General features: G+C 39.3%; 10 protein-coding genes and 1 riboswitch. Of the genes, 5 read left to right on the top strand and 5 right to left on the bottom strand.

The genetic code is table 11. The features are described 5' to 3' along the window. Positions 1 to 2 precede the first annotated feature (2 nt). Positions 3 to 755: an SDR family NAD(P)-dependent oxidoreductase gene (locus tag QDN89_RS15665; RefSeq protein WP_280771106.1), complete on the bottom strand. Its 753-nt coding sequence runs from the start codon at positions 753 to 755 to the stop codon at positions 3 to 5. A 468-nt stretch (positions 756 to 1223) separates the two neighbouring features. On the opposite strand from QDN89_RS15665, the gene QDN89_RS15660 reads away from it, so the two are divergent. Further along, positions 1224 to 1580 (top strand): hypothetical protein, encoded by a 357-nt coding sequence (locus tag QDN89_RS15660; RefSeq protein ID WP_280771105.1) that lies wholly within the window; start codon positions 1224 to 1226, stop codon positions 1578 to 1580. After that, positions 1532 to 2353 (top strand): membrane protein insertase YidC, encoded by an 822-nt coding sequence (yidC, locus tag QDN89_RS15655; RefSeq protein WP_280771104.1) that lies wholly within the window; start codon positions 1532 to 1534, stop codon positions 2351 to 2353. Before QDN89_RS15660 ends, yidC begins: the two co-directional genes overlap by 49 nt. A 91-nt stretch (positions 2354 to 2444) precedes the next feature. Here the strand turns inward: yidC and queF are convergent, their stop codons facing one another. Beyond that, positions 2445 to 2933 (bottom strand): preQ(1) synthase, encoded by a 489-nt coding sequence (gene queF / locus QDN89_RS15650; protein WP_280771103.1) that lies wholly within the window; start codon positions 2931 to 2933, stop codon positions 2445 to 2447. Further along, entirely contained in the window at positions 2923 to 3576 is a 654-nt protein-coding gene (locus QDN89_RS15645) for a queuosine precursor transporter (RefSeq protein WP_280771102.1), read from the bottom strand. Before QDN89_RS15645 ends, queF begins: the two co-directional genes overlap by 11 nt. A gap of 522 nt (positions 3577 to 4098) precedes the next feature. On the opposite strand from QDN89_RS15645, the gene fdhD reads away from it, so the two are divergent. Continuing rightward, entirely contained in the window at positions 4099 to 4872 is a 774-nt protein-coding gene (gene fdhD, locus QDN89_RS15640) for a formate dehydrogenase accessory sulfurtransferase FdhD (protein WP_280771282.1), read from the top strand. Positions 4873 to 4943: 71 nt separating this feature from the next. Then, the gene (locus QDN89_RS15635; protein ID WP_280771101.1) at positions 4944 to 6131 is read left to right on the top strand and encodes a class I SAM-dependent rRNA methyltransferase; all 1188 of its coding nucleotides are present in this window, start codon (positions 4944 to 4946) and stop codon (positions 6129 to 6131) included. Positions 6132 to 6318: 187 nt separating this feature from the next. Here QDN89_RS15635 and QDN89_RS15630 read toward each other — a convergent pair whose 3' ends face one another. Together QDN89_RS15630 and QDN89_RS15625 are read right to left on the bottom strand one after the other, a co-directional pair. Then, positions 6319 to 8004 (bottom strand): methyl-accepting chemotaxis protein, encoded by a 1686-nt coding sequence (locus QDN89_RS15630; RefSeq protein ID WP_280771100.1) that lies wholly within the window; start codon positions 8002 to 8004, stop codon positions 6319 to 6321. Next, positions 7998 to 9650 (bottom strand): pyridoxal phosphate-dependent decarboxylase family protein, encoded by a 1653-nt coding sequence (locus QDN89_RS15625; protein ID WP_280771099.1) that lies wholly within the window; start codon positions 9648 to 9650, stop codon positions 7998 to 8000. The genes QDN89_RS15630 and QDN89_RS15625 overlap by 7 nt, the downstream gene beginning before the upstream one ends. Positions 9651 to 9846: 196 nt before the next feature. Next, a riboswitch (cyclic di-GMP riboswitch) is annotated at positions 9847 to 9934 on the bottom strand. Between the two features lie 314 nt (positions 9935 to 10248). Here QDN89_RS15625 and QDN89_RS15620 point away from each other — a divergent pair. Next, on the top strand, positions 10249 to 11898 hold the full coding sequence (locus tag QDN89_RS15620; RefSeq protein WP_280771098.1) for a glutamine--tRNA ligase/YqeY domain fusion protein: 1650 nt from the start codon (positions 10249 to 10251) through the stop codon (positions 11896 to 11898). The last annotated feature ends 1 nt before the right edge of the window (position 11899 follow it).

Below are 11899 nucleotides of genomic sequence, written 5' to 3'. Positions count from 1 at the left end.
GTCTATTTCAAGGAGTAACCGCCATCTACAACGAATTCCGTTCCATTAACGTAAGATGCTTCATCTGAAGCAAGAAAACGAACGACGTTGGCAATTTCGTTAGGATGAGCATAATGGCCTCGAGGATGTTCTTTCGACTGTTTGTCAAATGCCTCTTTGCTTCCATATGCTTTAATGGATAATTCTGTTTCGGTAGGACCAGGCGAGATGCAATTAATCCGAATTCCTTGTTTCGCAAAACGGAGGGAAGAACTTTTCGTCATGGCTACAATGGCAGCTTTTGTCCCACTATAAGCAGGCAACATTGGATTCACTTTGTCATTGCCTAAAATAGCCGCATTATTAATAATCACACCGGATTTTTGTTTACCCATCGCTTGAAGAGCATATTTCATATAGAGGAAAATAGCTGTTTGATTCACGGCTAGTAGTTGATCCCAATCGTCTTCCTTCACACGTGATAGAGGACCACTACCTATGGACAGAACACCAGCATTATTGAACAGAATGTCGATCGATTTGGTTTTATTATTCACATGTTCAAAAAAGTCGGAAATGTTGTCGCGATTTTCATTATCCAGTTGATAGAAATGAGCTTTCCCATTTGAATTTGCTTCGATTTCGTTTCCTTTCTCCGCGTCTCTGCCTGTGAAAAAAACGGTAGCACCATAGTTTGTAAACTGTAGTACAGCAGCTTTTCCAATTCCGGATGTACCACCATTAACGATGACTGTTTTACCTTGGAAATCATTCATTTGTATTTCCCTCCAGTTTGTCTACGAAAGTGTTTGTCGTGTTGTTTACATATTCACAAATGGACAAGAAACGAAACCTTTTTCGTTTTAATTGTCCTGCATATTTTATGGAAGACGGTCACAAGAGAGAGCATCTTGTGACCGTAGCGAGTTGATTTCGGTGGAAGACGGTCACAAGAGAGAGCGTCTTGTGCCCGAAGCGAGCTGATTTTGGTAAAAGACGGTCACAAGAGAGAGCGTCTAGTGACCGTGTTGAGCTGATTTTGATGGAAGACGGTCACAAGAGAGAGCAAGTCTCGACCTTTAGGAATAAAATTTGCAATAATCGTAAAAGAAAAGAATTGTTAATAACGGCTAAAGAACTGTCACGGATTAGCCTTTGACTTTTGCATCTATTTCAACGATAATAATCTTACTTAATAGAAATTTTACTTTTTTTAACTTTACTTATGAAGGAGGTGAATACAGATGATGTTTGAATTTTCCCAGGATTTGATTCCTGTTCTTCTAACCGTCAGCTTATATATGACGTTTGCCGGAGCCCATTTGATTCAATACATGGCACACGAATCGTCAGCGGCCAATCGCTCGATGACACAAAAGCAACTTCATTCTTGGAGAAACTTAAATGTTCCTGAGAGCATGCAGCTAGATCATCATATCGATCGGCATGCATGGATTACACGTATCATGAAACGAAAGGAAGGACCTGAGGATGATTCCGACAATTTATCCTTCTCGAATTCAGTAATAACAAAACTTCGAGGAGGATTCATGTGGAAAAAAAGTCTGTATTCACCAAACTTTCAAAATATAGCACGTTAATGTTAATCGGGGCATTGTTGATCTTAACGGTCAGTGGATGCCAAGCAAGTATGGAACCAATCGATTCGGAGACAGCAGGAGTGTTTAATCACTTTGTTATATACCCGTTTTCGTTTGCAATAAAATTTTTAGCGGGTATTTTCAGTGGAAACTATGGTCTGTCGATCATTTTTATGACGTTATTGCTTCGATCAGCGCTTATGCCACTGATGATGAAACAATATAAAACGCAACAATTTACTCGAGAGAAAATGGCGGTTATTCAACCAGAAATGAATGAATTAAAAGAAAAATTTAAAGATAAAAAGTCAACAGAAGATAAGCAAAACATGCAAAAAGAAATGATGGAATTGTATCAAAAGCACAACTTTAATCCGATTACGTCGATGGGTTGTCTGCCGATGCTTATCCAGTTTCCAATTTTAATTGGCTTTTACTACGCGATTATGCGAACACCGGAAATTGCTCAGCACAATTTTCTGTGGTTTAACTTAGGCGTCTCCGACATGATTCTGCCTTTTGTTGCTGCTGGAGTTTATTTCATTCAGTTCAGAGTCTCGCAAATGGGAATGGATTCTGCGCAGCAAAAGCAAATGGCGATGCTAGGATACATTACGCCAGTTATCATGGGGGTGTTCTCTTTTAGCGTCGCAGCAGCGTTACCGCTTTACTGGACAATCGGAGGGGTGTTTCTTATTTTCCAAACGCTTCTTTTTAAGTGGATGTACCGAGAAAAGCAACCAGCTTTGAAAACAGCTGTAGATACCGATTAAAAATTAAAAAAACACCTTCAGAACTGACATCAGTTTTGAAGGTGTTTTTAATTGGTATAGGCGTTATTTGGTATAAATGAGTATAATTTTTTTAGCGGTGGTCAACGTGTTCAGGGTACAAGTCATGCTGAAGCAAACGACTTTCAGCAAAGGCTTCCCATTTTGTATCAGGTTTTCCGTAATTCACATAAGGGTCGATGGAGATCCCTCCTCGAGGAGTGAACTTCCCCCATACTTCAATATAGCGAGGGTCCATTAATTTAACTAAATCATCGAGAATCGTATTCATGCAATCTTCGTGGAAGTCTCCATGATTTCTGAAACTAAATAGATAAAGTTTCAATGATTTACTTTCCACCATTTTTTCCTCAGGAATATAGCTAATATAAATGGTCGCAAAATCAGGTTGCCCTGTTTTTGGACACAGGCTAGTAAATTCAGGACAGTTAAACTTCACAAAATAATTACGATGCGGATGGCGATTTTCAAATGATTCCAAAATCGATGGATCGTAATCCATTTTATAATCCACATTTGTATTTCCTAGTAGATGAACTTCTTCTTCTCGGTTATGAGACATAAGATGTTTCCTCCTCTTCCAAAACTGGATCTTCTTTTTTCAGCCATTTGACAGTTAAATAAATAAACGGTGTATCGCCTAATGCAATCACGAGTTTGACAAGGTATTGAGTCAACATCATCGTTAAGAGAACACCTATTGGCATTGTTCCTGCAAAAGCGATCGTAATAAATATAATCGAATCAAGCAGTTGGCTAGACAATGTACTTCCGTTATTTCTAAGCCACAAATGTTTCCCGTTCGTCAATTCTTTCAGCTTATGGAACAAGTGAACATCGAAAAGTTGAGAAATAAAGTAGGCAGCAAGTGAGGCAGCAACGACACGGGGAACAGCTCCTAAAATCATTTCAAATTCAGCTTGCATTTCCCAAAAACCAGCGGGTGGCAAATGAATAGCCCCAAAGAAAAAGACGAGCATAAGTAGGTTTGTAAATAGACCAATAAGGACAACCTTCGTTGCTGTCGCCTTTCCATATACTTCGGAAATAGAATCCGATATTAAAAAAGTTAGCGGATAAGTTAAAAGACCGGCGGTTAAAACGATCGATCCCATGGAAAATAGTTTCGTTGAAACGACATTTGATACAAATAATGCCGTAAAAAAGATCCCTGCTAGTAAGATCAATTTATCTTGTTTATTCATCGTGAACACCTCGTTTCTTTCCAAGGGTCACATTGAAATCTGCGGCTAACATTGATTGACAACAATCATTGTAAAGCTTTTTCCATCCGTTCATGAAACATCAGCTCCTAGTTTTGGTTTTTATAGCGGAGGATGGTTACGAACTCCGCTCAAGCCTATACTTTAGCACAATCGCCAACGAAAGGTAAGGGCTGATCCAAAGAAATTACTATCCAAAGATGGTATAATTAACAATACAATTATTGTGGTAATAAGATATGAATGGAAACATGCTAAGGATATCGAAGCGACGATAAATTTGTAAGCGCTTTCCTATATAAACCTTAAAAATCAACTTAAAGTTTCATTGAATATAATAAGGATATATCCGTTAAAAACGCGCGATATATGTGACGATACGCCGGTCGCCATCAACGTCCTTGAAGTCAGCGTTAGATGGACGAACGAGAAAAGGAGATTAGCGATATGCTAGATTTCAAAAAGTTTGCCAACGACCATGAGACAGGGGAAAGTGAGTTAGTCATGAGTAGTCGGCCGATCCACGTATATGAAGATGGGAAGTTGACGGAACAAACAGACATGATTGCAGAAGAATCTCCGTTGACCATTTTAGTGAATGGGGATGAATTTGCTACGCTTCTGTGCACACCTACCTATTTGGAAGAACTATCACTCGGTTTTTTAGCCTCAGAAGGGCTGATTCGCACGGCTAACGAAGTAGAATCAATGTCAGTTATCAAAGAAAAGGGCTACGTATATGTTCAACTTTATAACCGACATCGCTTAGATCAAGTATCTGTATCCAAGCGATATATCGGGTCATGTTGTGGGAAAAGTCGTCAGTTTTATTTCCAAAACGACGTGCAAACGGCAAAAACAGTCATGACAAAAACGACAATAAAGGCATCCCAATGCATAAAGCTCATGCAAGAATTGCAGCAGACATCTACAGACTTTCAACAAACAGGTGGTTTACACAATGTGGCACTCGGGACACCAGATGGACTTCTATTAATTCGCTCCGATATCGGTCGTCATAATGGCCTAGATAAAGTATACGGTCACTGTTTGAAGCATAAGCTTTCTTTAAAAAATAAAATCATCGTTTTTAGCGGAAGGTTGTCTTCAGAAGTACTGTTGAAAGTATCCAAAATTGGCGCAGGAATCGTGTTAACGAAATCCGCACCAACAACGCTGGCGATTGAACTAGCGGAAGACTTAGGTATTACTACAGCTGGGTTTATTCGAAACAATCGTTTCAATGTGTACACACATCCTCAGCGAATTGTCGAGTAACGAAGGCACCATCCATTCCATTTGCTGTTTATTTTCGGTATGATAGACAGGAATGAATGGAGGAACGATACATGGAAACGACAATTAAAATCAAAATGGAACAATCAAATAAATATCAATCAGGATATCCTTTGTTGATGAAAGATGCACTCGTCAATCCGCAAGTGTTGACAGAAGAAGGACAACGGTTAAACGTCGTTGATGAACAAGGAAATTATATCGGCAAAGCTTACTACGGTTTGCAAAACAAAGGTGTCGGTTGGATCGTCACAAACAAACAAAAGGAAGCGATCGACCAACAGCTATTTGATCAAAGAATCATCAAAGCGATCGAACACCGGAAACCTTTTTACGAAGACCCAAATACGTCAGCCTTTCGAGTGTTTAATGGAGAAGGAGACGGAATTGGTGGTTTAACGGTAGATTATTTCGCCGGGTTTTATTTGATCAATTGGTACAGCGAAGGGATTTATCAGTTTAAAAACGAAGTAGTGGCAGCTCTCACGAAACATACGGATTATCGTGGCATTTATGAGAAAAAACGTTTCGCAACTGACGGGAAATATGTTGACGATGATGATTTTGTTACTGGAGAGCGTGGAGAATTTCCAATAATTGTGCAAGAGAATGGCGTGAACATCGCCGTCTATTTGAACGAAGGTGCCATGGTTGGCGTGTTTCTTGATCAACGTGAAGTCAGGAAGACGATCCGTGACCGTTATGCGAATGGAAAAACGGTGTTAAATACATTTTCTTATACAGGTGCATTTTCTATTTTTGCCGCTTTAGGTGGTGCGATGAAAACAACGAGTGTCGACTTGGCCAACCGCAGTTTACCGAAAACAATCGAGCAGTTTGCATTAAATGAATTGGATTACCAAGAACACGAGATTTTTGTAGAAGATGTATTCAAGTTTTTCAAACGAGCGGTGAAGAAAGAGAAGCGATTTGATACGGTTATTCTTGACCCTCCTAGCTTTGCCCGTTCGAAAAAAATGACGTTTAGCGCTGCGAAAGATTACAAAAATTTACTTAAAGAAGCGATTGCGATCACGGAAGAAAAAGGCGTTATCGTTGCCTCAACGAATCACGCTGGTGTGAGTCCTAAGAAGTTCCGAGGATTTGTAGAAAAGGCATTTGCTGAACTAGGTCTTCCATATAAAATCAACGAAACATATTCATTACCTGACGATTTTAAAGTGCACCCTTCTTTTAAAGAAGGTGACTATTTGAAAGTGTTATTTATTGAAAGAGGATAGATGAAAGCAAACGGATGTTTTTGTCTGGAAACGGAGTTATTGGGGGAAAGGGAAGTAAAGCAACCCTTTGTGATATAAAAAGATTATTCCCAATAACGCCAAGCTGATTATTACGAGTCAGTAGCCCTTAAATACAGAAAAAACCTAGCCTTAAATGGATTTTCATCCTGAAGGCTAGGTTTTTATTTTACATATCGAATCGCTGCATCGACTTCTGTAAATCTTCTGCCATTTGCGAGAGAGATTCGGAAGCGCTAGCGATTTCTTCCATAATCGCTGTTTGCTCTTGGCTTGTTGCAGACACACTCTGAATATTACCTGACACATCGTTCGTTAAGCCAGTTAGTTCATCTATTGTTTTCACATTAGAAGAAATAGCCGCATTCATTCGTTCCATCGATTCTTGAATCGCATTGACTTTCTGCGAGGAAAGGTTAGCTGACTCTTTGATTTGGGAGAAAGAATGACTTGCTTCATCGACAGCACTTCTTCCTTTTTGAACAGCTTCGTAACCTTTTGTCATCACATCAACGGACGTAACTGCTTGGTCTTGCACAAGTTTAATTTTGTCTTTAATCGAACTAGCAGCTTGGCCAGACTCTTCTGCTAGTTTTCGAACTTCATCAGCAACAACAGCGAAACCTTTCCCGTTTTCACCAGCTCGAGCTGCTTCAATGGATGCATTCAAGGCAAGGAGGTTCGTTTGTTCTGCGATATTTGTAATGACGGTAACGATATCACCAATTGCTTTCGAATCTTCTTGAAGTTTTGTCACAACATCAGCCGATTGACTCACGTTGTCATTAATGATTGTCATTTGCGTCATTGCCTTTTCAATCGATGCAACACCACCTTGGGCTGCTTCGGCTGTATCATCGGAAATATCAGCTGTTCTCGCAGCTTCTGCTGTCACAGCATCCATTTCAACGGAAAGAGCTTTTGTCGTTTCATTTAATGCTTCCATGCCTTCTTGTTGATTGTTAGAAGACGAGGCAATCATTTGAATCGACTCCGACACTTGGCTCACTGATTCACTTGTTTGTTCTGAGCTAGCTGAAAGTTGTTCCGAAGTTGAAGCAACTTGCTCTGATTTTTCATTCACGTCATGAATCATCGCACGTAAGTCTTGCACCATTTTGTTGAAATGTCCCGCTAATTGTCCCAATTCATCTTGCGAGTCTGTTTCAATATCGGTGACGCTTAAGTCGCCTTGTGCTACTCGTTTAGCGTGACTCGACATGACTTTCACTGGTTTACTTATTTTTTGCGTGATAAACCATGAGATAATCACAGATACGATGACCATTAATACGCCAAGTGCAATCGAAATCGTAATGATAAGCGACTGAGCATTACTAATAAATTCCGCATCTTGATCGATACCGTAAATGGCATTCGCCCCTTCAACAGGCATGAAGTTCGATTTGAAAATACCAAATTCATCTTCGTAAATGTCGCTCATAGATGGCGTTCCTGCCATAGCAACGTTCATCTCTTCAGAAAAAGAGTAAGCTTCCATCGTTTCATCGTAGTGACTTAACGCAATAATGAACTCATCCGAACCATCTTGACCTAACACGTATACGTTAGCTAATCCGGAATTTTCTTGATACTCATCCAACTGTTGTCTCAATGCCGTTATCGCAGCATCATCTCCAGATTGAGCAGCAGCGATAAGTTCGCTATCGATTTCTTCCGTAAGTAACTCCATTTGAATTGACAAATTTTCTTCAAAACTAGGAATCACGTATTCATTCACCATGTAATTGGAAAAAAAGTAGATGATCCCGCTGAATACCATAGCGAACAATAACATGGGAATCATAATTCCTAACAAGATTTTTTTAAATAAAGATGTAGAACTGTTTAACATGAAATGGACACCTCTGATTTCGTTGTATTTTTTATCGCTTTTTTAATGAAATTAATCACGTCTGGAACGTGTTGTATTTCTGTATACGGTGAAATTGTAAACATTTTTGATACGTAAACAGGGATCAATTCCTCACCATTTGAACATGGAACGAGGTCGAATTTTTTCGTATCTCCTAAAAAAATCTCTGCACGGTTTTCGCCAAAGTATTCAAACAACGCTTCATTTCGATCGTTTGTTTCGATGATTTGCTCTTTCGTACATAAACCAGATGCTTCTCTGTCCCAATCAAATCCCTTATCATATAAGCGAAAAGCCGTGACTGGACCTGGGTTATCAGGGTTCGTAATAGACAAATGAGGAATCTGTTCGTTCAATTGTTTTCGAAACGAGAGGTTCACTTGAATGTAGTTGGCTAACATCACTTGGTAACCTTCGACTCCAAATAATTGCAGTGCAGCTAAAATGGAAATGGAACTAGCCATTCGAGAGCACTCTAATGTATAGCTCGTGTGATACTCTCCATATCCGCGGTTGCCGACGTAAGGAGATTCAGCCGCGTCTAAATCGATCAAGCTTAGATCATGCTTATTTTTCACGAGGAAAAGGCTGGTGACATAAGGCGTTTGCCCAAGTTTTTGAAAATCAAAGCATAGACTATCAGCTAAATGAAGGTACTGCATCCTTGAACGAATCTGTGCTAGTCCAGCAAGAACGTCGTCATCGAAGCCTAGAGGGTTTGACGAAAAGTCATATTCATTAAAAAATGCATAAAAACCGCCCAAAGCTGAATCAGCATGTATATGAACAGAAGGCAATAAGTGCTTCTGAGTTGTTTGCGTCGCCGTTGCATAAATTTGTTGTATATTATCGATTCCAAAATTGTCGGTCGTTCCTGTTGTTGCCACGATATAAATCGGAATACCGCCTTTTTCAATTACTTTTTCCATTTTCTTTTGCAAGTCATCTTCATCCATGGAGTGATCCCGTTTCGTGCGCACTTTGATGACATGATTTCGACCAATACCAGTTGCTTCAGCGGACTTTAGCAAACTATAATGAGCTTGTTCAGAGGAGAAGACGTATAAGTTGTTAGGAACCCCCTCTTCCACAGCGGAAGGGGCATATTTGGCAATGGCTAACCTAAGTCCAGTGAAAACAGCGCCTTGCCCTCCCCACGTCGTGTAACCCCAACTTTGCTGATGGTCATATCCTGCGATTTTGGACATCATTGAAATGACCTTTGTCTCGGCTTCAGCTCCAGCAGGTCCATACACATCCCATAAATTGTTTCCGTTTAATAAAGAAGCGGTGAACTGACCAATAAGACCCGGGATACTTGCCATCGGTAGTACATTCGTTAAAAAATAACGAGATTGAAAAGGGTGACCTTTCATAAGGTCTGTTAACTGATCAATCATTCCTTGAAAACTACCACCTTTTTGTGGAACTGCCGAGGAGTTCGTTAATTCTTCATAAAAACCAGCTGATTTTTCTTTCAAAGGTCCTAAGGTGACCTGATGAGTATCTTTAAACTGATCCATGTTTTCTAGAACAGACGTGAGAAGTTCGATGAAGTGTTCTCGACTTTCACGATTCCCGTCTTCACTTGGAAAAAAAGATTGAATTTCTTTCATTTTTGTCATGTTTGTTTACCTACTTTCTAAATAGTCTTTCATATTTGTTCTTTGAAAAGATATGGTAGAGTTAAGGGAAGTAGGGTTAATAGAAAAAACATCCCCATAAAAGATGGGAATGTTGAAAAAACAGAATGGTCGATAAGACCAAATTCTAGGCTTTGTCCATGAGTCTCATGAAAATGTACAGACGAAACAAAGTGTTTTTTGCAACTCAGCCATCTTAACCATTCAAAGGCGTTAGATCTGAAGCTTTGCGTCCTCATTTTTCAATGAGTTTGCGAGAAATGAACCTCATCAAACTTATCACGTAGGTATAAAGTAATCAATAAAATGAAGTGATTATTGTGTGACACGATAAAATTCAATAAAAAAGTAATAAATTATCAATCAATATAACCTTAAGTAATGGGTATTTATAATTATAAATGATTAGGTATTTATTAATGAGAAATGGTGGAGTCCTTGGAAAAAATAAAATAAAAAAGGATGATCAATCAGAAATGACCGATAATAAGAATAAACTCGTCTTGAGTCATGGATATCCTTGGTTATTTATGATATAACGAATAATAGTAGAAATATGCTGGGAGAAAGGTGATTTTGTATGACTGAAAATACGAACGAAACAACAAATTTTATTAAACATATTGTGAAAGAAGATTTAGCAAAGGAGAAACACGATCAAATTATCACACGTTTCCCTCCTGAACCTAATGGCTATTTACATATAGGCCATGCAAAATCCATTGTATTGAACTTTGAATTAGCTAAAGAATTTAACGGGAAAATCAACCTTCGTTTTGACGATACAAATCCATTAAAAGAAGACCAGGAATTTGTTGATTCCATTAAAGAAGATATTGAATGGCTCGGTTATGAATGGACGAATTTGCATTTCGCTTCTAACTATTTTGATGAAATGTACAACCAAGCTGTGTTGCTTATTAAAAAAGGGTTGGCATACGTAGAAGACTTGTCCCAAGAGGAAATTCGCGAGTACCGTGGAACGTTAACAGAACCTGGCAAGGAAAGCGATTCACGAAGCCGTTCTGTAGAAGAAAACCTTGATCTGTTTGAAAAAATGAAAAATGGTGAATTTGCCAATGGAGAAAAAGTTCTTCGAGCAAAAATAAACATGGCCTCACCAAACATTAACTTGCGTGATCCGGTCATTTACCGTATTTCTCATGCTACTCACCATAATACTGGAGACACTTGGTGCATTTATCCTATGTACTCGTTTGCCCATCCGTTAGAAGATGCCATAGAAGGAGTGACGCATTCGATTTGTACGTTAGAGTTCCAAGATCAGCGCCCACTTTACGACTGGGTTGTAGAAAATAGTGAGGTGGAAGCAACACCTAGACAAATTGAATTTGCTCGTTTGAATTTAACGAATACCGTATTAAGCAAACGGAAATTAAAGCAGCTTGTGGACGAAAACCTTGTAGACGGTTGGGACGACCCTCGCATGCCGACGATTTCAGGACTCCGTCGCCGCGGTTTCACTGCAGAATCGATAAAAACGTTTTGCCGCGAAATTGGTGTTGCGAAAGCCGATAATCTTGTAGATGTGCGAATGCTCGAACACTTTATCCGTGAGGATTTAAAGTTAAAAGCCCCACGTACAATGTCTGTATTAGACCCAATTAAAGTTGTCATCACAAATTATCCAGAAGGGGAAGTGGAGTGGCTAGATGCGGATGTAAATCCAGAGAACCCAGAGATGGGCATGCGAAAAATTCCATTTTCTCGTGAAATCTATATTGAAAGAAATGATTTCATGGAAGATCCACCGAAGAAGTACTTCCGACTCTTCCCAGGAAATGAAGTTCGCTTAAAACATGCGTATTTCATCAAATGTAATGACGTCATCAAAGACGAAGAAGGAAATGTTGTAGAGCTTCATTGCACCTACGACCCAGAAACAAAAAGCGGAAGTGGGTTCACAGGACGTAAAGTGAAAGGAACACTTCATTTTGTTGAAGCAACAAACGCTGTAGCAGCGGAGTTTCGATTATACAATTCCTTAATTGAAGATGAACGAGAAGGAAATGACTTCCTCGATTTTGTGAATCCAAACTCATTAGAAATAACAAAAGGGTTTGTAGAACCGAACATGGCTGAAGCGAAAGCAAATGACAAGTTCCAATTTTTCAGACACGGTTATTTCAACGTTGATCCTAAACATTCAACAGAAGACCTACTTGTGTTCAACAGAATTGTTGAATTAAAAAGCTCGTTTAAACTATAAG

The organism is Salipaludibacillus daqingensis (assembly GCF_029891575.1).
Classification (GTDB): domain Bacteria; phylum Bacillota; class Bacilli; order Bacillales; family Salisediminibacteriaceae; genus Salipaludibacillus; species Salipaludibacillus daqingensis.
The sequence above is the reverse complement of the archived record's forward strand: the minus strand, read 5'-3'. Positions and strand labels throughout refer to the sequence as shown.

Coding starts and splice junctions, on each gene's coding strand:
- QDN89_RS15665 (WP_280771106.1), bottom strand. CDS start 755: ATGAATGATTTCCAAGGTAAAACAGTCATCGTTAATGGTGGTACATCC.
- QDN89_RS15660 (WP_280771105.1), top strand. CDS start 1,224: ATGATGTTTGAATTTTCCCAGGATTTGATTCCTGTTCTTCTAACCGTC.
- queF (WP_280771103.1), bottom strand. CDS start 2,933: ATGTCTCATAACCGAGAAGAAGAAGTTCATCTACTAGGAAATACAAAT.
- QDN89_RS15645 (WP_280771102.1), bottom strand. CDS start 3,576: ATGAATAAACAAGATAAATTGATCTTACTAGCAGGGATCTTTTTTACG.
- fdhD (WP_280771282.1), top strand. CDS start 4,099: ATGAGTAGTCGGCCGATCCACGTATATGAAGATGGGAAGTTGACGGAA.
- QDN89_RS15635 (WP_280771101.1), top strand. CDS start 4,944: ATGGAAACGACAATTAAAATCAAAATGGAACAATCAAATAAATATCAA.
- QDN89_RS15630 (WP_280771100.1), bottom strand. CDS start 8,004: ATGTTAAACAGTTCTACATCTTTATTTAAAAAAATCTTGTTAGGAATT.
- QDN89_RS15625 (WP_280771099.1), bottom strand. CDS start 9,650: ATGACAAAAATGAAAGAAATTCAATCTTTTTTTCCAAGTGAAGACGGG.
- QDN89_RS15620 (WP_280771098.1), top strand. CDS start 10,249: ATGACTGAAAATACGAACGAAACAACAAATTTTATTAAACATATTGTG.